The sequence below is a fragment of the Sphingopyxis indica genome (assembly GCF_032879645.1).
Taxonomy (GTDB): Bacteria; Pseudomonadota; Alphaproteobacteria; order Sphingomonadales; family Sphingomonadaceae; genus Sphingopyxis; species Sphingopyxis indica.
Genome location: NZ_CP076394.1, coordinates 2,460,687 through 2,481,961, shown reverse-complemented (window position 1 = coordinate 2,481,961; position 21,275 = coordinate 2,460,687). Strand labels below are relative to the sequence as shown.

The window sequence follows — 21,275 nt, the reverse complement described above, 5'->3', positions numbered from 1 at the left end:
GGCGCCCGATAGTTCGAACCCTCCGTCGCAACGAATGTCACCGGATGTCGATGAGCCGCAGTCATTCCAGTCCGGTCGTCCGGCCGCATGTGCTGGTCGTCGAAGACGATGCCGGCGCTCGCCGTTCGCTCCTCCTCCTGCTCAACGGGCGCGGGTTCGATGTGGTGGCCTATTCGACAGTGCCACAGGCGCTCGCGGCGGCGGCCGCCCGTCCGCCCGACTGTCTGGTGGCCGATTACCGGTTGTACGGAGAGGATGGCGTCGATTTGCTCGCCAGGCTCCGCCGCGGCGGGTGGGGTGGGCCGGCGATCCTGATTTCGGCCTTTGCCTCGCCCGAATTGTCGCGGCGCGCCCGTGCGGCGGGCTTTGCGATGATATTCGACAAGCCTCTGCGCGAACATGCGCTGGTCGATGCCGTCCGCCGCCTGACCGCTGGCGGCAAATGAAGGTTATTATTCGGCTTCGGTGCTGAGGCCGAGCTCGGGGATGCCGATCGACCGGCGACCGCCGAAATCCGAGCGCACGACGATTGCGCCCTGCCGCTCCATATAGTCGATCAGCCGGCGGACGCGTCCGGGCGAGCGCGTGCCATAGGTGCGGCCGAGCGCGTCGTCGTCGGGGCAGGGCTCGCCGTCGATCGCGGCGCGCGCGATCAGCACGAAAGGCGCGAGCATGTCGTCGGGGAGTGCGGCGGCGGCGCCGAGCAAATCCCTCCAGCGCGGCTCGGCGGGATCGAAGACCCCGCCCTTGGCGAGCGCGAAGCGGCGGCGGAAGGCGGTGAGGTCGAGCGGCGGGCGCGCAAGCCGCTGCATCCGGCAGCGCACCGAAAAATCCTGATAGAGCACCGATTCCGCCTGAAAAGCCGTGTCGGGATCGGCGAGCATGTCACGCAGCGCACCGACGACCACTGCCTCGGCGTCGATCGCGGGGACATCGACGCGTTCCGCAGGGGGCATATCGCCGGGAGCGGCGTGGTCATCTTCGTCCGCATCGCTTGCCGCGATGCGCTCCATCAGTTCGCCGGCGGCGAGCGGCGCGGGCTCGGGCGCGAAGGTCGGGCGCGGCGGGGCCTCGTCGAGCGTCGCGAACAGCACCGATTGCATATCTTCGGGTTCGGCGTCGGGAAGCGGCAGCAGGCTGTGCGAGCCGTTGCGCGAGCTGGTGCTCGTCGCCCCGATACGGATCGCGACCGGTCGCCGCGCGATCGCGGGGCCGAGGCCGAGGAAACAGCCACGCTCGAGGTCGCGGATCTGCTCTGCCTGGCGCCGCTCCATGCCGAGCAGGTCGGCGGCGCGCGCCATGTCGATGTCGAGGAAGGTGCGGCCCATCAGGAAATTGCTCGCCTCCGCCGCGACATTCTTCGCGAGCTTGGCGAGCCGCTGCGTCGCGATCGCGCCGGCGAGGCCGCGCTTGCGGCCGCGGCACATCAAATTGGTCATCGCCGACAGGCTCGCGCGGCGCACCGCGTCGGTGACGTCGCCCGAGGCGCTCGGCGCGAACATCTGGGCCTCGTCGATGACGACGAGCGCGGGAAACCAATGCTCGCGCGGGGCGTCGAACAGCGCGTTCAGGAAGGCGGCGGCGCAGCTCATCTGCGCCTCGATCTCAAGCGTGTCGAGGCTGAGGATCACCGAGGCGCGATGTTCGCGGATACGCGCGCCCATCGTCGCGATTTCGCGCTCGTTATAGTCACCCGCATTGATCACGACATGGTTGCAGGCGTCGGCGAGGGTGACGAAATCGCCTTCGGGGTCGATCACGATCTGCTGGACGAGGCCCGCACTCTGTTCGAGCAGGCGGCGGAGCAGGTGCGACTTGCCCGACCCCGAATTGCCCTGCACGAGCAGGCGGGTCGCGAGCAGTTCCTGAATATCGACGCGCACCGCCTTGCCCGCCGTATCGGTCCCGATTTCGATGCTGTGATTCACGCCCTCCGCCCTATCGGCGCGGGGCGGTGCTGACAACCGGCAGGGCCGTGAACAGGTGGTCGGAGATAGGCCAGGGAGCGATAGCCTTATGCGGACCCGCGTTCCGTTCGTCCTGAGGAGAGACCGAGCTTGCCGAGGGCTCGTCTCGAAGGACCGCAGCCTTGCCGCCCTTCGAGACGCCATTTCGGCAAGCTCAATGGCTCCTCAGGACAAACGGGTTCCTATAAAGTCATCATGCGCTAGGAAAGCGGAATGGATTTCGACGATCAGCTCTTCCGCTATTTCGGGACCGCCGACATCGCCGCGATTCCGCCGGCCGCCTTCGAAGCGGGAACCGAGCGGATGCTCGTCGATTTCGGGCTCGAAACCAACCGCGGGCGCCGCTTCGGCCTGTGGGCGCTGATGTATATGCTCGGCGTTGCGCCCGATCTCGACGTCGCATTCGAGGACGCGGAGGAGCGCGACGCGGCGCGCGATTTCATGGATATGGTCGATCGCGCGGCGAAGGATTGAAGCGCTGACTCGCGCTTGGTTCAGTGCGTCGCGTCGGGATCGAGCGCTTCTTCGAGGTCGTGGATCTCGCCCACCGGCTCCTTGGGGCTGCCGCAATGCGGGAAAATAGCATCCAAGCGGCGGCGTAGCGTCTCGTCGAACAGGGTCTGGTTCGAAATCCGCGCTTGCGACAGCGTCAACTCCATGCGGATCGAATCCTTGATCCGTTCGAGCGCCGGCGCGTCGAGGATGCCGACCTTCAACAATTCTTCGCACAGCTGGATCAGGCCAACCGTAGTGGCGTGCGCGCGCAGACCCAGAAAATCAATGGTGCGATGCAATTCGCGCGCGCCGGCCGCGCGCTGCTCCATGCTGCTCATATCACTCTCCCTCACCACCCGGCCGCGGCGCCGGCTCGGTTGGCCGGCTCGTGTCCCGCAGGTCGGTGCTTAGGAGTTTAAGGGTAGCGGCGGGGCGCTGTCAAACGGCGCTTTGCGGCTTTGCTGTCCCGCGCGCGATCTTCGCCCAGGGATTGAGGTCGGGCTCGGCGATCTTCGTGAGGCGGTTGCGATCGCGGTGGAGAAAGGGTTCGTTGCGGCCTTTGACCATCAGCATGGTGTCGGAAACATAGCTCCACGTCCCGTCGTCGTGGAAATCGACGGTGATCTGGTAGCTGTCGGTGCGAAAGGCGAGGTCGAGGAAGGTGGTCGAGCAAATGCCATATTCGGTTTGCCCGCGCTCGGCCGTCAGCACCAGCCGCTTGGCGTCGGGCTCGGCGTGGCCCGCCGCGATCGCGATCTGGCCGCGCGGAATCGCCAGCGTCTGGAGGATCAGGCCGGTCGCGGGCTCGTAGAGCCAATAGCCGACCTGGTCGTGGAAGGTGATTTCCTCTTCGGGCGTGTTGATGTGGAGGTGATAGCGCAGCCCATAAAAGAGCTGCGGACCGTTCGCCTGCGCGTCGATCGGCTGCATCTCGATGCGTTCGTAATAGTGGCGCGTTTCGGGGCCGTCGGCCTTCGGATTGATGTCGATGCCGCGCTGCCCCTCCCAGATGCCGGCGAGGCGGCGGAGCGGGCCGAGCCGGCCCAGCGTCTCGGGATCGACGTCGTCGGGTTCGGTGAAAATATCGTCGGGTATATCCATCGCGTCGCCCCCTGCTTCGTGCGTCAGATGTCTTCGACCAGCCGGCCATAAAGCTGCGGACGGCGGTCGCGGAAAAAGCCCATGCCCGCGCGGTGTTTCGCCGCGCGGTCGAGGTCGATCGTCTCGACGAGCACGCCGGTTTCATGCCCGCCGAACGCCTGCGTCATGTCGCCCCATTCGTCGGTGATGAAGCTGTGGCCATAGAAGGTCGCATCGCCCTCGGCACCGATGCGGTTCGCGGCGATCACCGGCATGCAGTTCGACACGGCATGGCCCTGCATCGCGCGGCGCCACATGCGGCTGGTGTCGAGGTCGGCGTCATAGGGCTCGGAACCGATCGCGGTGGGGTAGAAGAGCAGTTCGGCGCCCATCAGCGCCATCGCGCGCGCGCATTCGGGATACCATTGATCCCAGCACACCCCGACGCCGATCCGCGTCCCGAAGACATCCCACACCTTGAAGCCGCTGTTGCCGGGGCGGAAATAATATTTCTCTTCATAACCCGGGCCGTCGGGAATGTGGCTCTTGCGATAGGTGCCCATGATCCCGCCGTCGGGGCCGATCATCGCGAGCGTGTTGTAATAATGCGGCCCGTCCTTTTCGAAATAGCTCGTCGGGATCGCGATCCCGTGCTTCGCGGCGAGCGCCTGCATCGCGGTGACGCTCGGATGTTCGGCGGTCGGCCGCGCATTCGCAAACAGCTCTTCCTCCTCGACCTGGCAGAAATAGGGGCCTTCGAAGAGTTCGGGCGGCAGGATGATCTGCGCGCCTTTTGCCGCCGCTTCCTCGACGAGTGCCGACACCGCGTCGATGTTCGGCTGAACGGGGCCGGGCAGGGGAAGCTGCAGCGCGGCGACGGTGAGGGTACGGGTCATGGGCGATTTCTTACAGTTTGATGCCGAACTTCGCGGCGAGCGGTATCGTAAGGAGATAGAGCAGGACCGTAAGTGCGCAACCCGCCATCAGCGCGACCCAGAAATTGACCCCGCTCCGAAGCATCATCGGGGTGACCAGAAACATCGGCAGGCTGGGCAGGACATACCAGAAGGTCGCCTGCATATGGTCGGCGAGCCGGCCGCGATCGCCCGTATCATGCCAAAGCCAGACGATCCCCAGTAACGAAACCAGGGGGAGTGATGCGACGAGCGCTGCTGCGGCCGCGTTGCGGCGACCGATCCAGGCGATGGCCGCTATGATTACGCCCGACAGGAGCGCGCGAAAGATGAAACTGGCGGTCAGCACGGCAATTGCTGGCTCGAGCAATGAAAGCTGCCGCCGCCGACGATGATCGCGCGGGCGGGAATACCGACCGCGCGGCGGCCCGGAAACAGCCCCGCAAGCGCCTCGACTGCCGCTGCGTCGTTGGGGCTCCCATAGGTCGGTACGACCACCGTGCTGTTGCCGATGTAGAAGTTCATATAGCTCGCGGCGGCAATCTCGCCGTCGATCTCGACCCGGCCGGGCGAGGGCAGGTCGACGATTTCGACGTCGCCGAACGCCGCGGCGCGCGCGCGCGCGTCGGCATAGATAGCGGCATTGGGGTCGTCGTCGCCCGCCGCGACGGGAATTGCCAGCCGCCCTTCGCCGACGAAGCGCGCGAGATTGTCGACATGGCCGTCGGTATGATCACCGACCAGCCCGTCGCCGAGCCACAGCAGACGCTCGATCCCGAGCGACTGGTGCAGCCGCACCGCGATGTCCTCGCGGGTCAGGGACGGGTTGCGGTTCCGGTTGAGCAGGCATTCCTCGGTGGTGACGCACAGGCCGGTGCCGTCGACGTCGATCGCGCCGCCTTCGAGCACCCAATCCTGTTCGTCGACCGGGAGCCCGCTTGCAGCAGCCAGCGCCGCGCCGACCTCCTGATCGCCGGGCATGACGAATTTTTCGCCCCACCAGTTGAACCGGAAGTTGCGCGCGCGCCGCGCGGCGCCGGTGCCCGCGACGACCGGCCCGGTATCGCGCAGCCAGATGTCGCCGAGCGGCTCGACGAGAATGCGTACGCCCGGATCGACGAGCTTTGCGGCGATTTCTGCCTGCGCCTCATCGTTGACGACCAGCCGCACCTCTTCGCCGCGCCCGCCGTCGTGGACGGCGTTGGCAAAGGCGGCGACGTCGCGCCGCGCCGCGTCGATCCGGCCCGCCCACTCCTCCGCGAGGTGCGGGAAACCGATCCACACGGCCTCGTGCGGCGCCCATTCGGCCGCCATGCGCAGCGTCATATGCGCTCTCTTATTGGCCGGCGCGCGACTTGTCGCGGGCGGCGCGGAACTCGTCGCCCTCCGACCAGTTCGGCCATTTGTCGGTCATCGCCATCATCCGCCCGACGGCATAGTAGAGCCGCAGGTCGGCGAGCATGCCGTCCCAATTCTTGATCGCATCATATTCGTCGCCGGGCGCGTGATAGCGATTGGCCTCATAATCTTCGGCCGCCTTTTTGCCGGCTTCCTTGCCGCCCTCGACGAGGTCCTGGCCGCTGCCGAAGTCGATCATCGGAACGCCGCGCTTGGCGAGGCTGAAGTGATCCGAACGATAGTAGAAGCCCTTTTCGGGAGTGGGTTCGTCGACCAGCGTGCGCTTCTCTGCGGCCGCTACCTTTTCGAGATAGGCATCGAGATCCGACTTGCCGCGGCCGACCACGACGATGTCCCTGGCCGGGCCGGCGCTGTTGAGCGCATCCATGTTCACGCCGCCGACCGTCCTGGCGAGCGGGAAGATGGGGTTCTTCGCATAATATTCCGAACCGAGCAGGCCCGATTCCTCGGCCGTCACGGCGAGAAATACGACGCTGCGATCGGGGGCGCCCGCCTGCTGATAGGCCTGCGCCAGCGTCACCAGTCCGCCGACGCCGCTCGCATTGTCGACGGCGCCGTTGCAGATGTCGTCGCCGTCGACCGGCGTGCAGTGGCCGAGGTGATCCCAGTGTGCGGTGTAAAGCACATATTCGTCGGGCCGCTTGGCGCCCGGCAGCACGCCGACGATGTTGCGCGACATCTTCTTGGAAATCTCGTTATCGAAGCTGAGCGAGGCTTTCACGCCGGTCAGCGGCACCGCCTTGAAGCCCTTTTTCTTCGCCGCTTCACGCAGCGCGTCGAAATCCTTGCCCGCGCTCGCGAAGAGCTGCTTCGCCTTGTCGAGCTGGATCCAGCCGTTCGCCTTGGTCTGGTCGGCGCCGCCATTTTCGCTGTCGGCGAGGTATTGCGTGCCGGTGTTGCTCGATTCGACGACGTTCCAGCCATAAGCGGCGGGTTCGGTGTCGTGGACGATCAAGGCCGCCGCGGCGCCCTGCCGGGCCGCCTCTTCATATTTATAGGTCCAGCGGCCGTAATAGGTCATCGCGCGGCCGTTGAACTCGCCCTTCGCTTCGGCGGTCTGCCAGTCGGGGTCGTTGACCAGGATGATGACCGTCTTGCCCTTCACATCGAGGCCGGCATAGTCGTTCCAGCCCTTTTCGGGCGCGTTGATGCCATAGCCGACAAAGACGACGTCGCTGTCCTTGATTTCGGTCTTCGGCTGCACGCGATAGCTGAAAGCCACATAATCCTTGGCATATTGCAGCGTGACCGGCGACTTGCCGCCGGTGAAGGTCAGCGGCGTCGGATTCTTGGCCGTAATTTCGACCAGCGGCACATCCTGCGTCCAGCTGCCGTTGTTGCCGGGCTTCAGGCCGGCCTCGGTGAATTTCTTGATCAGATAATCGACCGTCTTCTGTTCGCCCGGCGTCCCCGGCGCGCGTCCTTCATAGGCATCGGACGACAATTCCCTGGTCACGTCCTGCAAGGTCGCCAGCGAAAGGTCGGGCACCTCGACGTCGGGGAGCGCGGTCGCCCCGGCCGCCGCCGACTTGTCGGCAGAGCCGTTGCAGGCGGCCAGTGAAAGGAGAATCGCCGCGGCCGGCGCAGCTTTCAGGATGCGATACATCGATTAGTCCCGCTTTGTGTGATGGATGCGGCCTTGTGCCAGTCACGCCGGGCAGATGCAAGAAGGGCGGCCCTTGCGGACCGCCCCCCGATAATTTCGCTGTGCGAACCGATCAGCGCGAATAGAATTCGACGACCAGATTGGGTTCCATCTTCACCGGATAGGGGACTTCGTCGAGCGTCGGAACGCGCACGAAGGTCGCCTTGGTGCCGTCCACCGCGACATATTCGGGCAGGTCGCGCTCGGGCAGGCTCTGCGCTTCGGCGACGAGCGCCATTTCCTGCGCCTTCTTGCCAAGCGTGACTTCGTCGCCGGGCTTCACGAGGCGGCTGGCGATGTTGCACTTCACGCCGTTCACATAGACGTGACCGTGGCTGACGAGCTGGCGTGCCGAGAAGATCGTCGGCGCGAACTTCGAGCGATAGACGATCGCGTCGAGGCGGCGTTCGAGCAGGCCGATCAGATTCTGGCTCGTGTCACCCTTCATGCGCGACGCTTCGATATAGTTCTTCTTGAACTGCTTTTCGGTGATGTCGCCGTAATAGCCCTTCAGCTTCTGCTTCGCGCGCAGCTGGATGCCATAGTCGGACATCTTGCCCTTGCGGCGCTGGCCGTGCTGGCCGGGGCCATATTCGCGGCGGTTGACCGGGCTCTTCGGGCGACCCCAGATGTTTTCGCCCATCCGGCGGTCGAGTTTATACTTGGCGCTCTGGCGCTTCGACATGATCGTCTCCAATTTGCTGTGTGCCGAGGGATTTCGGCGTTTCCCGGGTCGCACCACATGGAGATGTCCATATGCGACCACCGCTTCACCGGGGTGCGGGGTCCATTGCGAAGGCGCGCGGTTAGACGGGGAGAGGCGGAAAGTCAAGCATCAAGCCCGCGGCTCGACAGCGGCGAAAAAGCCGCTAAAGGCAGCGCGCATGACGTTCGCCAAACTGCCCGAGCAATGCGAAACGATGATCGAGGTGCGCGAAGGGGTCGATCAGGTCGACCGCGAACTCGTCGCGCTGCTCGTCCGCCGTTTCGGCTATATGGATGCCGCGGCGCGCATCAAGGCCGATCGCGGCGCGGTGCGCGACGAGGCGCGCAAGGCCGAGGTGCTCGATAATGCCGCACGCGCGGCCGAAGCGGCGGGCCTCGATCCGCAGCGCATCCGTTCGGTCTGGAACGAGCTGGTCGAACAGTCGATCGCGCACGAACTGGATCGCTGGGACGATCTGCGCGCCTAGCGAGCCAGCCCGTTCAGGCGAGAGCGTTCCTCACCGTAGCCCTGGGCTTGTCGAAGGGCGCTTCTCGTCGATGGGCGCCCTTCGACAAGCCCAAGGCTACAGCCTATCCAGACCGGACAAGCCAAACTGGCTGGCCTAATCTTCGCTGCGCGCCGATTTGCGAACTTTACCCAATGTCGCAATGATGCCGTGCATCATCTTGATATCATTATAGGACCAGCCGGTCTTGGTCAGCGTGGTGCGCAAGGTCCGCAGCGTCGCTTCAGTACGATCGGCGGGGAAGAAATAGCCCGCGGCGTCCAGGTCGCGGACGAGATGGCGGATCAGCTCCTCCATCTCGCCGTGCGGTGCGGGCGGGTCTAGATCGACCGCGGGCGGCTGGGCGAGCGCCTGTCCCTTCGACCATTCATAGGCGAGCAGGATCACCGCCTGCGCGAGGTTCAGCGAGCCGAATTCGGGGTTGATCGGCACGGTGACGATCTTGTGCGCGAGAGCGACATCGTCGGTTTCGAGCCCCGAGCGTTCGGGGCCGAAGACATAGGCCGCGCGCCCGGCGTTGGCATGGACCTCGGTTGCCGCGGCTTCGGGGGTCAGCACCGGCTTGGTCACCCCGCGCTTGCGGACCGTGGTAGCATAGATGGTGGTGCAATCGGTGACCGCGTCGGCGAGCGTCTCGAACACTTCGGCATTGGCGAGCACGATGTCGGCGCCCGACGCCGCTGGTCCCGCGTCGGGATTGGGCCAGCCGTCGCGCGGCGCGACGAGGCGCATCTCGGTCAGCCCGAAATTGAGCATGGCGCGTGCCGCCTTGCCGATATTTTCACCCAGTTGCGGACGAACGAGAACGATGACGGGGGGAGGGGCACTGCTAACTCCTTCTGCGCCTCCCTCTTTCCGCATCCCCGAGCGAAGACGAGGGGTTCCGCCGAGCGAAGTCGAGGCGCGGGCTTGGCGTTCGGCTGGCGGTACCGACGCGCGTTTCAGGCGGTCCCAATCCTGAGCTATCAACGCTTCCTTTTTGGCGCGCGACCAGTTCTTGATCTTGAGTTCGACGGCTTTCGCTTCTTCGCGGGTAGCGAAGGCTTCGGCCCAGACCAGCTCGACGGGTCGGCGGGTAGAGGTGTAGCCGCCGAGGATGCCTTCCTGATGCTGATAGATACGTTTTTCGAGGTCGTCGGTGTGGCCGGTGTAATAGCTGCGGTCGGCACAATGGAGAAGGTAGGCCCAGAAGGTCATATATTGTTTGCCACCGCGTTTCTCGCTTCGCTCGAAATGGCCCCTCGTCTTCGCTCGGGGATACGGACCTTATTTTGCTTGCGAGCCATTCTTCTGCGCCGCCTCGTTGATCGTCGAGGCGAATTCCTCGAAATCCTTGGCTTCGGTGAAGTCGCGATAGACGCTGGCGAAGCGGATATAGGCGACATTGTCGAAGCCCTTCAGCGCCTCCATCACCATCGCGCCGATCTGCTGCGCCTGCACCTCGCTGTCGCCCGAGGTTTCGAGCTGGCGCTGGATGCCCGAAACGAGCCGCTCGATCCGCGCGCCGTCGATCGGCCGCTTGCGGCACGCGATCTGGACGCTGCGCATCAGCTTTTCGCGATCGAACGGCTCGCGGCGGCCGTCGGCCTTGAGCACCCCGACTTCGCGCAGCTGAATGCGCTCGAAGGTCGTGAAGCGCGCCCCGCAATCCTCGCATTGCCGCCGCCGCCGGATCGCCGCGCCGTCCTCGGTGGGACGACTGTCCTTCACCTGGCTGTCTTCATGGCCGCAATAGGGGCAGCGCATCGGTCAGGGTCGGACCCGGTTGTAAAGCGCGATCGCAGCGCCCGCGAGCAGGCCGACGGGCCAGCTGATCACGGGCAGCACCGCGCCGGCGACCGCGCCGATGCCGCCGCCGATCAGCACCGGCTTGGTCGAGGGGTGGTCGAGCCCCTCCTTGCCCATCGCCTTGATTTCCTCGACCGTGTCGCCGAGCAGGGTTTCGATCTTCGGCTTCGTCATCTCAGCCTCCATAGATGGGGAAGCGCTCGCACAGCACGCGGACGCGGCGGCGCACGTCGGCTTCGACGTCGGCGTCGCCATGCTCGCCCTTGTCGCGCAGCGCTTCGAGCACATCGGCCACCATATCGCCGATTTCCTCGAATTCCGCGATGCCGAAACCGCGCGTCGTGCCCGCGGGCGATCCGACGCGGATGCCGCTGGTCTTCACCGGGGGCAGCGGGTCGAAGGGCACGCCATTCTTGTTGCAGGTGATCGCGCTGCGCTCGAGCGCTTCGTCGGCGTCGCGCCCGGTGACGCCGAGCGGGCGGAGGTCGATCAGCGCGAGGTGCGTGTCGGTGCCGCCCGCGACGATGTCGGCGCCGCGCGCCTTCAGCCGGTTGGCGAGCGCCTGCGCGTTGGCGATCGTCGCTTTCGCATAGGCCTTGAACTCCGGGCGCAGCGCTTCGCCGAACGCGACCGCCTTCGCCGCGATGACGTGCATCAGCGGACCGCCCTGCAGGCCGGGGAAAACGGCCGAGTTGATGCGCTTGGCGATCGCTTCGTCATTGGTCAGGATCATGCCGCCGCGCGGGCCGCGCAGCGTCTTGTGCGTCGTCGTGGTCACGACATGCGCGTGCGGAAGCGGCGAGGGATGCGCGCCGCCGGCGACGAGCCCCGCGAAATGCGCCATATCGACCATCAGCAGCGCGCCGACGTCGTCGGCTATCGCACGGAAGCGTGCGAAATCGAGCGTGCGCGGATAGGCCGAACCGCCCGCGATGATCAGCGCGGGGCGATGCTCCTTCGCCAGCGCCTCGACCTGGTCGAAATCGACGAGATGGTCATCGGCGCGCACGCCATATTGCACGGCGTTGAACCATTTCCCCGACATCGCCGGCGGCGCGCCGTGGGTCAGGTGGCCGCCCGCGTCGAGGCTCATGCCCAGGATCGTCGCACCGGGCTTGGTCAGCGCGAGCATCACCGCGCCGTTCGCCTGTGCGCCCGAATGCGGCTGGACATTGGCAAAGCCGCAGTCGAACAGCGCCTTGGCCCGGTCGATCGCCAGGCTTTCGACCTCGTCCGACGGCGCGCAGCCCTGATAATAGCGGCGGCCCGGATAGCCCTCGGCATATTTGTTCGTGAAGACCGATCCCTGCGCCTCGAGCACTGCTTTCGAAACGATATTCTCCGAAGCGATCAGCTCGATCTGATATTGCTCGCGCTCGAGCTCATGCTTCATCGCCGCGGCGACGGCGGGGTCGACGGTGCCGACGCCGTCGGTGAAATAGCCGGCCGATTTGATGGGTTTGGCGAGCGTTTCGGTGGTCATCGGCTGGTCTCCAGAACGGGAGGGTGGGAAAGTTTGTCGACGCGGCGAACGTGGCGGTCGCCGGCGAAGTCGGTGGTCAGGAAGGCATCGAGACACGCCTTTGCCATGTCGATGCCGGTCAGCCGCGCGCCCATGGCGACGACGTTGGCGTCGTTATGTTCGCGCGCGAGTTTCGCCGACAGCGGTTCGGAAACGAGTGCGCAGCGGCACGCGGGGTTGCGGTTGACCGAAATCGAGATGCCAATGCCCGAGCCGCAGAGCGCGACCCCGCGCTCGGCTCGGCCGTTCGCGACCGCTTCGGCGAGGGCGTAGCCATAGTCGGGATAATCGACGCTCTCGGGCCCGTTGGTGCCGAGGTCGGCGACCTCATGGCCTGCGTCGCGCAGCCAGTCGGCGAGCGCGGCCTTCAGCTCCCAGGCGGCGTGGTCGGAGGCGATGGCGATGCGCATGGCGCGTCTCCCGGAAAGGCTTGGACGGAATCGATGAGCGCGCTTTAAGCCAAGCCGCCGCGATTGGCCATAAGCGGCAGCCGCTTTTGACGCGATTTTGTCACGAAGCGCGTTTGACGGACATCGCGGCGCGGCATAGAGCCCGCCCATGGGCGACCTTCTGCTTTCGATCGTGATGCTCGGCGCGCTCGCACTGCTCGGCGGCGCCGTGCTGGTGTTCCGCAATGGCGACCGCCGCCGCGCGCTGCTGATGCTGATCGCGGCGCTCGTGCTCTTCGCCAATGTCGCGATCTGGCTGGTGCCGGTGAAATAATCCTCCCCGGAACGGGGAGGGGGACCGCCGAAGGCGGTGGAGGGGGCTATCGGCCTGGCGCGAGGCGCAATGACGCGAACCCCCTCCGTCAGCGCTGCGCGCTGCCACCTCCCCACAAGTGGGGAGGATCTTTTCATCACCGAATCGGCGAGTCCGGGGCGAGCCGCATATCCAGATAGTTATCGAGCGACTTCATCAGCTGGTCGAGCTCATGCTCGAAGAAATGGTTCGCGCGCGGGATCTCGTCATGATGGATGGTGATGCCCTTTTGCGTGCGCAGCTTGTCGACCAGCTTCTGGATCGCCGACGGCGGGACGATCTCGTCCTGCCCGCCCGCGACGATGATGCCCGACGAAGGGCAGGGGGCGAGGAAGCTGAAGTCGTACATGTTCGCCGGCGGCGCAACCGACAGGAAACCGCGAATCTCGGGGCGGCGCATCAGGAGCTGCATCCCGATCCACGCGCCGAAGCTGAAGCCGGCAACCCACGTCGTCTGCGCTTCGGGATGGATCGACTGAACCCAGTCGAGCGCCGACGCTGCATCGCTCAGCTCGCCGACGCCGTTGTCGAAGGTGCCCTGGCTGCGCCCGACGCCGCGGAAGTTGAAGCGCAAGGTCGCAAAGCCGCGCGCGACGAAGCTCTTGTACATCGCCTGGGTGATGCGATCGTTCATCGTGCCGCCGCCCTGCGGATGCGGATGCAGGATCAGCGCGACCGGCGCGCGCGGGCGCGGGGGGGGCGAAAAACGGCCTTCGATGCGGCCCTCGGGGCCGGGGAAAATGACGTCGGGCATAGGCGCACCTTCTATATGTCTTGGGCTTGCCAGTGATTCGCCGAGGGGCGGGGTGGCGGAGCGGAAGCGGCGCCTATATAGAAATTGGGTAGCAAGTTGCAACTTTTGCGAATGGTTCGCAATAAGGAGCTGGGAGAGCCCATTTTTCTCCTCGTCACCCCGGACTTGATCCGGGGTCCATTCACACAGCACCGGAAGAATGGACCCCGGATCAAGTCCGGGGTGACGAGGAATGGAACCGGCTCGACACTGGCAGGATTAGAAGGCAGATGCCCGCAATGATCTACCTCGATTACCAGGCCACCACCCCGCTCGCTCCCGAGGCGCGCGAGGCGATGCTGCGCTGGCTTGAGGGGCCGGGTGGGGGCGACGGTTTCGCGAACCCCTCCAGCACGCACAAGGCGGGGCGCGCTGCCGCCGCCGCGGTCGAGGTCGCGCGCGATCAGGTCGCGGCGCTGCTGCCGAAGGGCGGGCGCGTCTTTTTCACCTCGGGCGCGACCGAGGCGCTCAACTGGGCGCTGTTTCGCGGCACGCAGGCGAAACCGGGCGGCGTCGCCGGGCTCAGTATCGAACATGCGGCTTCGCTCCAGTGCCTCGAACGGCTGAATGCCGCGATCCTTCCGGTCGATGGCGCCGGGCTCGCGCTGCCGCCCGACGACGCGCTGATCCCCGAGGACGGGATCGTCGCGACGATGCTTGTCAACAACGAGGTCGGGACGATCCAGCCGGTCGCTGATTTCGTCGCCGCTGCCCATGCGAAGAACAGCCTGCTGCTGTGCGACGCGGTGCAGGGTTTCGGGCGCGTCGCGATCCCCGATGGCCCGGACCTGATCGCCATATCGGCGCACAAGATCCACGGACCCAAGGGGATCGGTGCGCTATGGGTGAAGGATGGCGTCGATCTGGAACCGCTGATGTTCGGCGGCGCGCAGGAACAGGGGATGCGCTCGGGCACGGTTTCGCCCGCGCTGTGCGCAGGTTTCGGGGCTGCGGCGGCGCTTGCGGCCGAACGGATGGACAAGGACGCAAGCCATGTCGAGCGCCTCTGGTCGCTCGCGATGGATATGCTCCCCGAATGGACGCTCAACGGCGCGGCGGATGCGCGCTATCACGGCAATCTCAACGTCCGGCGCGAAGGCGTCAACGGGTTGCGCCTGATGTCCGACGCGCGCGAGGTAGCCTTCTCGCTCGGCAGCGCGTGCGGCAGCGGGTCGGGCAAGGTCAGCCATGTGCTGCGCGCGATGGGCGTGAGCGAAGCCGACGCCCGCGCCTCGATCCGGCTCGGCTGGGGGCGCTATACGAGCGAAGCGGAATTGCGCGACGGGCTGAACGCGATCAAGGCCGCGGCGCGGCTGCAGGGGGTCAATTGATGCGCGTTACCTTCATCCACGCCGACGGCAAGGGGCGCACCGAGGTCGAGGCCGATCCCGGCGACATCCTGCTCGACGTCGCGCAGGCGCACCTGATGCCGCTCGAAGGGACGTGCGAGGGCCAGATGGCCTGCTCGACCTGCCACGTCATCGTCGCGAAAGAGGATTTCGATCGCCTGCCCCCCGCGAGCGAGGAGGAAGAGGATATGCTCGATCTGGCTACCGGGGTGCGCCGGACGAGCCGCCTGTCGTGCCAGATCGTGCTGACCGAGGATATGGACGGGCTGACGGTGCATATTCCCGCCGAGAGCCGGAATATGCAGGGGTAGGAGGAGTCTCGGAATCGTGGTGGAGCCCTGCGGTTACGGAGGCGGCGGCCTTCTACACGACGGCTTTCGACCGGAGGCCGACCTCCCTCTTCTCGTCATCCCGGACTTGATCCGGGGTCCATGACTTCGGCGCTGCTATGGATCCCGGATCAAGCCCGGGATGACGAAAGGACTATCTGTATATCTGGGTGATCCCCGGCGAAGGCCGGGGTCCATGCGTCAGGCGCGGCGCTTGCGCGCTGGACCCCGGCCTTCGCCGGGGATCACCTTATGACGCCACCGCGGGAACGGCTGCTCCCCACCCCAAGTCGGACATCCGCCAAAAAAAACCGCTGTCCTACATTATCCGGCTGTGCCAGCCTTCGTCTCGGCTCTTTCGACAGGTAGATAACAGCGGTCACGGCCCGGCTTACGGATGCGGGCGAGAGCCTGCGCGGCAGGTTCGCCTAACGCGAGCCAGTGGCAACCGCACAAGGCTGAACTTTGCTGAACTTTGAAGCGACGAGGCGAACCCAGCCCCTGATTACCTAAGACGGCGATGGAAACTGGCCACCCCAGCGCCGCCCAGTTGCCGGCCCACCGCTCGCGGCATGGGCGGTCTTGCATTTCCCAGCCACCCCCGCCATATGCGCGCCGGGAGTCGGGCGGACGCAGTCTTCGCCAACCCGGTCAGGTCCGGAAGGAAGCAGCCGCAACGAATTCGCTGCGGGTCGTTCCGGCTCCCACCCATTTCCCCCTTCGACAAGATCGCGCCACGTCCCTAAGACGGGCACATGGACGATTCCGCCGACGACGATACGCCGATGCTGGGCATGGACTTGCCAGAGGCGCCGCCCGCGCCCGCCTCGAGCGGTCCCTACCGCGTCCTCGCCCGCAAATATCGCCCGCAGACCTTTGCCGAACTGATCGGCCAGGATGCGATGGTCAAGACGCTGGGCAATGCGATCGCGCGCGACCGGCTGGCCCATGCCTTTCTGATGACCGGGGTGCGCGGGGTCGGCAAGACCTCCACGGCGCGGCTGATCGCCAAGGCGCTGAACTGCATCGGCCCCGACGGGCAGGGCGGGCCGACGATCGACCCGTGCGGCGTGTGCGAGCCGTGCCGCGCGATCACCGAGGGGCGCCATATCGACGTGATCGAGATGGACGCTGCGTCGAACACCGGCGTCGACGACGTGCGCGAGATCATCGAGGCGGTGCGCTATGCCGCGGTGTCGGCGCGCTACAAGATCTACATCGTCGACGAAGTGCATATGTTGTCGCGCAACGCCTTCAATGCGCTCCTAAAAACCTTGGAAGAGCCGCCGCCGCACGTCAAATTCCTGTTTGCGACGACCGAGGTGAACAAGGTGCCGGTGACGGTACTCTCGCGCTGCCAGCGCTTCGACCTGCGCCGTATCACCCCCGACATGCTCTTCGCGCATTTCAGTTCGATCCTGCAAAAGGAAGGCGTCGAGGCCGAGGCGCCGGCGATCTGGCTGATCGCGAGCGCCGCCGAAGGGTCGGTGCGCGACGGCCTTTCTATCCTCGATCAGGCGATCGCCCACGCCGACCTCGATGGCGGCGGCAAGGTCAGCGCCGAACAGGTGCGCGCGATGCTGGGCCTGTCCGATCGCTCGGCGATCGCCGGGTTGATGGGCGCGATCCTCGAAGGCAATAGCGGCGGCGCGATCGACCTTGCCCGCGCGCAATATGCGCTGGGGATCGAGCCCGTCGCGATGGTGCGCGGGCTGATGGACCTGACCCACGCGATCACGCTCGCCAAAGTGTCGCGGCACGAAGACCCCGCGCTCGCCGAAGCCGACCGCGAGCGCATCGGCGACTGGGCGCAGAAGCTGGGTTTCGCGCCGCTCAACCGGCTGTGGCAGCTGCTGCTCAAGGGGCATGAAGAGGTGCTGCGCGCGAACAATCCGCTCGAGCATCTGGAGATGCTGCTGCTGCGCGTGATTTATGCCGCGTCGATGCCCGACCCCGGCGAACTCGCGAAGCTGCTCGCGTCGGGTGCGGTTCCGGCGGTGCCGCAAGTCGCATCCTCGCCGGCGCCGGCGGCCGATCGGGCCAGCGCCGCGTCGGCGCCAGCGGCTCCGGTCGAAGCCGCTGCGGAGCCTCCCGTTGCGGCACTGACGGTCGCGCAAATCCATCAGCTTCTCGAATCGACCGGAAATCACCGTCTCGCGGTCGATCTCTACGACCATCTCCGCGTGATCGAACTCGAGCCGGGGACGCTCGTTTTTGCGCCGACCGCGCGGCTGGCGGACGGTTTCGCGCGCGATCTGGCCGACGCGCTGCTCGCGGCGACCGGCAATCGCTGGCAGGTGCGCGCCGGCGAGGGCGAAGGCCGGCCGAGTCTGGGCCAGATGCGCGCGGCGAAACTGGCCGACAACGACGCGCGAATCCGCGAGCTGCCCGTCGTCAGGGCCGCTTTGGCGGCTTTTCCCGATGCCGAGCTTGAACCGCCGGGCGACAACCGGCATAGGTCGAATCCATGAAATCGATCGAGGAAATGATGAAGGCGGCGCAGGAAGCCGCCGCAACGGTGCAGGCGCAGATGCAGGAGGCGCAGGCGAAGCTCGACAGCATCGAGGTCGAAGGCGTCTCGGGCGGAGGACTCGTCAGGATTCGCGCGAGCGCGAAGGGCCGGATCAAGGCGATCGACATCGACGACAGCCTGATCGTTGCGTCCGAAAAGCAGATGCTCGAGGACTTGCTCGCCGCCGCATTCAACGATGCGCGCGAAAAGGCCGATCGGGTCAGCAACGAGGAAATGGGCAAGATGACCAGCGGCCTGCCGCTCCCTCCGGGGTTCAAGCTGCCGTTTTGAATGCTCGTCGCCCCAGCGAAAGCCGGGGCCGCTGGAGGGTCACGCAGCGCCGACGTGTCAGGCCGGTAGCGGCCCCGGTTTTTGCCGGGGCGGCGATTTCCCGTCCATTCACCACAGCTTCATTGAATGCGCGGCAGGTTACGCCATATTAGCGCCTGATACCCTATAAGAATGGCGGAGCGTTCGGGTCGGACGCCCGCTCAGGAGCCATGATGACGCAGTCTTTTCCCCTACTTCCCCTGCGGGATATCGTCGTTTTCCCGCACATGATCGTCCCCCTGTTCGTCGGCCGCGACCGCTCGGTCGCGGCGCTCGAAGCCGCGATGGAAGCCGACAAGGAAATCTTTCTCGTCGCCCAGCTCGATCCGGGCGAGGACGATCCGGCGCGCGACGATCTCTACGACGTCGGCGTGATCGCTACCGTATTGCAATTGCTCAAGCTTCCCGACGGCACCGTCCGCGTGCTCGTCGAAGGCAAGGAGCGCGCGAAGCTGCTCGGCCTCGACAGCGAGGACAAGGCGGTGATGGCGCGCGTGTCCCCGGTCGCCGACACGATCGACGACAGCGTCGATACCGCCGCGTTGATGCGCTCGGTGGTCGACCAGTTCGAATCCTATGCGAAGCTCAACAAGAAAATGCCCGCCGAAACCGCGGTGCAGCTGTCGCAGATCGACGACGCCTCGCGCCTCGCCGACTCGGTCGCGGGCAACCTCAACATCAAGGTCTCGGACAAGCAGGCGCTGCTCGTCGAGAATGCACCTGCCAAGCGGCTCGAGATGGTCTTCGCCTTTATGGAGGGTGAGCTTGGCGTGCTGCAGGTCGAAAAGAAGATTCGCGGCCGCGTGAAGCGGCAGATGGAAAAGAGCCAGCGCGAATATTATCTCAACGAACAGCTGAAGGCGATCCAGCGCGAACTGGGCAATGACGGCGGCGAGGGCGGCGACGATCTCGCCGAGTTGCAGGCGAAGATCGACAAGCTCAAATTGTCGAAGGAAGCCAGGGCAAAGGCCGAAGCCGAGCTCAAGAAGCTGCGCGCGATGGCGCCGATGTCGGCCGAAGCCACCGTCGTGCGCAACTATCTCGACACGCTGCTCGGCCTGCCGTGGGGCAAGAAATCGAAGCTCAAGAAGGACATCGCCAAGGCACAGGCCGTCCTCGACGACGACCATTATGCGCTCGAAAAGGTCAAGGACCGCATCGTCGAATATCTCGCGGTTCAGGCGCGCACCAACAAGCTCAAGGGGCCGATCCTGTGCCTCGTCGGCCCTCCGGGTGTCGGCAAGACCTCGCTCGGCCGCTCGATCGCGAAGGCGACGGGCCGCGAATTCGTGCGCCAGTCGCTCGGCGGCGTGCGCGACGAGGCCGAAATCCGCGGCCATCGCCGAACCTATATCGGCTCGCTGCCGGGCAAGATCGTGTCGAACCTGAAAAAGGCCGGCACGATGAACCCGCTGTTCCTGCTCGACGAGATCGACAAGCTGGGCCAGGATTTCCGCGGCGATCCGGCGTCGGCGTTGCTCGAAGTGCTCGACCCCGAACAGAATGCGAAGTTCCAGGACCATTATCTCGAAATCGACGTCGATCTCAGCGACGTGATGTTCGTGACCACTGCCAACTCGCTCAATCTGCCGCAGCCCTTGCTCGACCGCATGGAGATCATCCGGCTCGAAGGCTATACCGAGGACGAGAAGGTCGAGATCGCCAAGCGCCACCTGATCGCCAAGCAGATCGAGGCGCACGGCCTGAAAGACGGCGAGTTCGAGCTCACCGAAGCGGGGCTGCGCGACCTGATCCGCTATTACACGCGCGAGGCGGGCGTCCGCACGCTCGAGCGCGAAATCGCGCGGCTTGCGCGCAAGGCGCTGCGCAAGATCCTCGAAGGCAAGGCGGAAAACGTCACCGTCACCCCCGACAATCTGTCGGAATTCGCGGGCGTGCGGAAGTTCCGCCACGGCGTCGGCGATCGCGAGGATCAGGTCGGCGCGGTCACCGGGCTCGCCTGGACCGAGGTCGGCGGCGAGCTGCTGACGATCGAAGCCGTCACCGCGGCGGGCAAGGGGCAGGTGCGCACCACCGGCAAGCTCGGCGAAGTGATGACCGAATCGGTGCAGGCCGCGCTGTCGTTCGTCAAGGCGCGCGCGCCGGCCTATGGCATCAAGCCCAGCCTGTTCGCGCGCAAGGACATTCACATCCACCTGCCCGAAGGCGCGGTGCCCAAGGACGGCCCGTCGGCGGGCGTCGGCATGGTCACGGCGATGATCTCGACGCTCACCGGCATTCCGGTGCGCAAGGACGTCGCGATGACCGGCGAAGTGACGCTGCGCGGCCGCGTTCTCGCGATCGGGGGCCTCAAGGAAAAGCTGCTCGCGGCGCTGCGCGGCGGCATCACGACCGTCCTGATCCCTGAGGAAAATGAAAAGGATCTGGTCGAGATTCCGGCGAACATCACCGAACAGCTCAAGATCATTCCGGTGAGTCACGTCGACCAGGTTCTGGCCGAAGCGCTCGCGAGTCCGGTCGAGCCGATCGAATGGACCGAGGCCGACGAGCTGGCGGCTTCACCCCCGCATGCCCCCGGCGCCGACCCCGAGTCGGCGATTCGGCACTGATCCGGGCCGGTTCCGGAGCGGCTTTTCATCGCAAAATCGCCGATTCGGGGCGCTTTTTCCCCATTTTTGCTTTGACAAGGCGGGGCGAAACAGCGTTAGTGGCGCGCCATGGCCCGGCCATGAATCATCTAACCAACCACATACAGGGGTTCCTTAGGCATGAACAAACAAGACCTGATCGCCACCGTCGCTGACTCGAGCGGCCTCACCAAGGGCGATGCGAGCAAGGCGGTTGAAGCCGTTTTCGACGCGATCACCGCGTCGCTGAAGAAGGGCGGCGAAGTCCGTCTCGTCGGCTTCGGGACGTTCTCGGTCAGCAAGCGCAAGGCGTCGACGGGTCGCAACCCGCGCACCGGCGAAACGATGACCATCGCGGCGTCGAACCAGCCGAAGTTCAAGGCCGGCAAGGCCCTCAAGGACGCCTGCAACTAATCGGCAGACGCCTTTTGGCGAAATGCATCGGGCCGCGGCGTGAAAACCGCGGCCCGTTTTGCATCTGCGACGCGGCGGGGTGCAAATCGCCGTTGCATTCGGCGTCGCAGCGGCTATGGACGTCCCCGCTTTCGGA

General features: G+C 65.7%; 24 protein-coding genes and 1 other RNA gene. 11 read left to right on the top strand and 14 right to left on the bottom strand.

What is annotated here, in order from left to right; translation table 11 throughout:
* Positions 1-50: 50 nt before the first annotated feature.
* Positions 51-446: a response regulator gene (locus KNJ79_RS11870; protein WP_317151202.1), complete on the top strand. Its 396-nt coding sequence runs from the start codon at positions 51-53 to the stop codon at positions 444-446.
* A gap of 6 nt (positions 447-452) precedes the next feature.
* Here KNJ79_RS11870 and KNJ79_RS11865 read toward each other — a convergent pair whose 3' ends face one another.
* Complete coding sequence (locus tag KNJ79_RS11865; protein WP_317151201.1) at positions 453-1,928, bottom strand: ATP-binding protein; 1,476 nt, start codon at positions 1,926-1,928, stop codon at positions 453-455.
* Between the two features lie 252 nt (positions 1,929-2,180).
* Here KNJ79_RS11865 and KNJ79_RS11860 point away from each other — a divergent pair, with 252 nt between their 5' ends.
* Positions 2,181-2,441: a hypothetical protein gene (locus KNJ79_RS11860; protein ID WP_317151200.1), complete on the top strand. Its 261-nt coding sequence runs from the start codon at positions 2,181-2,183 to the stop codon at positions 2,439-2,441.
* Positions 2,442-2,461: 20 nt separating this feature from the next.
* Here the strand turns inward: KNJ79_RS11860 and KNJ79_RS11855 are convergent, their stop codons facing one another.
* The 7 genes from KNJ79_RS11855 to rpsD form a co-directional block, all read right to left on the bottom strand.
* On the bottom strand, positions 2,462-2,800 hold the full coding sequence (locus KNJ79_RS11855) for a hypothetical protein (protein ID WP_089217159.1): 339 nt from the start codon (positions 2,798-2,800) through the stop codon (positions 2,462-2,464).
* A gap of 100 nt (positions 2,801-2,900) precedes the next feature.
* Positions 2,901-3,563 (bottom strand): FABP family protein, encoded by a 663-nt coding sequence (locus tag KNJ79_RS11850; RefSeq protein WP_317151199.1) that lies wholly within the window; start codon positions 3,561-3,563, stop codon positions 2,901-2,903.
* 23 nt (positions 3,564-3,586) lie between these two features.
* Entirely contained in the window at positions 3,587-4,438 is an 852-nt protein-coding gene (gene aguB, locus KNJ79_RS11845) for an N-carbamoylputrescine amidase (protein ID WP_089217161.1), read from the bottom strand.
* Between the two features lie 10 nt (positions 4,439-4,448).
* Positions 4,449-4,805, bottom strand: a complete 357-nt coding sequence (locus KNJ79_RS11840; RefSeq protein WP_245836919.1) for a DUF3147 family protein — start codon at positions 4,803-4,805, stop codon at positions 4,449-4,451.
* Positions 4,799-5,782 (bottom strand): agmatine deiminase family protein, encoded by a 984-nt coding sequence (locus KNJ79_RS11835; protein ID WP_317151198.1) that lies wholly within the window; start codon positions 5,780-5,782, stop codon positions 4,799-4,801. The genes KNJ79_RS11840 and KNJ79_RS11835 overlap by 7 nt, the downstream gene beginning before the upstream one ends.
* Before the next feature lie 10 nt (positions 5,783-5,792).
* Positions 5,793-7,481: a M28 family metallopeptidase gene (locus tag KNJ79_RS11830; protein ID WP_317151197.1), complete on the bottom strand. Its 1,689-nt coding sequence runs from the start codon at positions 7,479-7,481 to the stop codon at positions 5,793-5,795.
* Positions 7,482-7,593: 112 nt separating this feature from the next.
* Positions 7,594-8,205, bottom strand: coding sequence for a 30S ribosomal protein S4 (rpsD, locus tag KNJ79_RS11825; protein ID WP_089217164.1), 612 nt, complete (start codon positions 8,203-8,205; stop codon positions 7,594-7,596).
* A 199-nt stretch (positions 8,206-8,404) separates the two neighbouring features.
* Between rpsD and KNJ79_RS11820 the strand changes: the two genes are divergently transcribed.
* Positions 8,405-8,713, top strand: a complete 309-nt coding sequence (locus KNJ79_RS11820; RefSeq protein ID WP_089217165.1) for a chorismate mutase — start codon at positions 8,405-8,407, stop codon at positions 8,711-8,713.
* Between the two features lie 135 nt (positions 8,714-8,848).
* On the opposite strand, the gene KNJ79_RS11815 is transcribed toward KNJ79_RS11820, so the two are convergent.
* The 5 genes from KNJ79_RS11815 to rpiB form a co-directional block, all read right to left on the bottom strand.
* Complete coding sequence (locus KNJ79_RS11815) at positions 8,849-9,949, bottom strand: TrmH family RNA methyltransferase (RefSeq protein ID WP_317151196.1); 1,101 nt, start codon at positions 9,947-9,949, stop codon at positions 8,849-8,851.
* A 69-nt stretch (positions 9,950-10,018) separates the two neighbouring features.
* The gene (nrdR, locus tag KNJ79_RS11810) at positions 10,019-10,498 is read right to left on the bottom strand and encodes a transcriptional regulator NrdR (protein WP_317151195.1); all 480 of its coding nucleotides are present in this window, start codon (positions 10,496-10,498) and stop codon (positions 10,019-10,021) included.
* Between the two features lie 3 nt (positions 10,499-10,501).
* Positions 10,502-10,714 carry a hypothetical protein gene (locus KNJ79_RS11805; protein WP_317151194.1) on the bottom strand — a complete coding sequence of 71 codons (213 nt, stop codon included), beginning with the start codon at positions 10,712-10,714 and terminating at the stop codon, positions 10,502-10,504.
* A gap of 1 nt (position 10,715) precedes the next feature.
* A complete protein-coding gene (gene glyA / locus KNJ79_RS11800) occupies positions 10,716-12,023 on the bottom strand; it encodes a serine hydroxymethyltransferase (RefSeq protein WP_317151193.1) in 1,308 nt (435 codons plus the stop codon).
* Positions 12,020-12,472 carry a ribose 5-phosphate isomerase B gene (rpiB, locus tag KNJ79_RS11795; RefSeq protein ID WP_089217170.1) on the bottom strand — a complete coding sequence of 151 codons (453 nt, stop codon included), beginning with the start codon at positions 12,470-12,472 and terminating at the stop codon, positions 12,020-12,022. The genes glyA and rpiB overlap by 4 nt, the downstream gene beginning before the upstream one ends.
* Before the next feature lie 148 nt (positions 12,473-12,620).
* Between rpiB and KNJ79_RS11790 the strand changes: the two genes are divergently transcribed.
* Positions 12,621-12,785: a hypothetical protein gene (locus tag KNJ79_RS11790; protein ID WP_170935624.1), complete on the top strand. Its 165-nt coding sequence runs from the start codon at positions 12,621-12,623 to the stop codon at positions 12,783-12,785.
* A gap of 136 nt (positions 12,786-12,921) precedes the next feature.
* Here KNJ79_RS11790 and KNJ79_RS11785 read toward each other — a convergent pair whose 3' ends face one another.
* Positions 12,922-13,578, bottom strand: coding sequence for an alpha/beta hydrolase (locus tag KNJ79_RS11785; RefSeq protein WP_089217171.1), 657 nt, complete (start codon positions 13,576-13,578; stop codon positions 12,922-12,924).
* Positions 13,579-13,856: 278 nt separating this feature from the next.
* On the opposite strand from KNJ79_RS11785, the gene KNJ79_RS11780 reads away from it, so the two are divergent.
* From KNJ79_RS11780 to KNJ79_RS11750, 7 genes are all read left to right on the top strand, one after another.
* Positions 13,857-14,948, top strand: coding sequence for a cysteine desulfurase family protein (locus KNJ79_RS11780; protein WP_317151192.1), 1,092 nt, complete (start codon positions 13,857-13,859; stop codon positions 14,946-14,948).
* Positions 14,945-15,277 (top strand): 2Fe-2S iron-sulfur cluster-binding protein, encoded by a 333-nt coding sequence (locus KNJ79_RS11775; protein WP_317151191.1) that lies wholly within the window; start codon positions 14,945-14,947, stop codon positions 15,275-15,277. Before KNJ79_RS11780 ends, KNJ79_RS11775 begins: the two co-directional genes overlap by 4 nt.
* Before the next feature lie 632 nt (positions 15,278-15,909).
* An RNA gene (gene ffs, locus KNJ79_RS11770) (signal recognition particle sRNA small type) lies at positions 15,910-16,007 on the top strand.
* A gap of 43 nt (positions 16,008-16,050) precedes the next feature.
* Positions 16,051-17,766, top strand: coding sequence for a DNA polymerase III subunit gamma/tau (locus KNJ79_RS11765; protein ID WP_317151190.1), 1,716 nt, complete (start codon positions 16,051-16,053; stop codon positions 17,764-17,766).
* Entirely contained in the window at positions 17,763-18,098 is a 336-nt protein-coding gene (locus KNJ79_RS11760) for a YbaB/EbfC family nucleoid-associated protein (protein ID WP_089217494.1), read from the top strand. Before KNJ79_RS11765 ends, KNJ79_RS11760 begins: the two co-directional genes overlap by 4 nt.
* A 212-nt stretch (positions 18,099-18,310) precedes the next feature.
* Positions 18,311-20,707, top strand: coding sequence for an endopeptidase La (gene lon / locus KNJ79_RS11755; protein WP_089217493.1), 2,397 nt, complete (start codon positions 18,311-18,313; stop codon positions 20,705-20,707).
* Positions 20,708-20,866: 159 nt separating this feature from the next.
* Positions 20,867-21,139, top strand: coding sequence for an HU family DNA-binding protein (locus tag KNJ79_RS11750; protein WP_067107716.1), 273 nt, complete (start codon positions 20,867-20,869; stop codon positions 21,137-21,139).
* Positions 21,140-21,275: the final 136 nt, after the last annotated feature.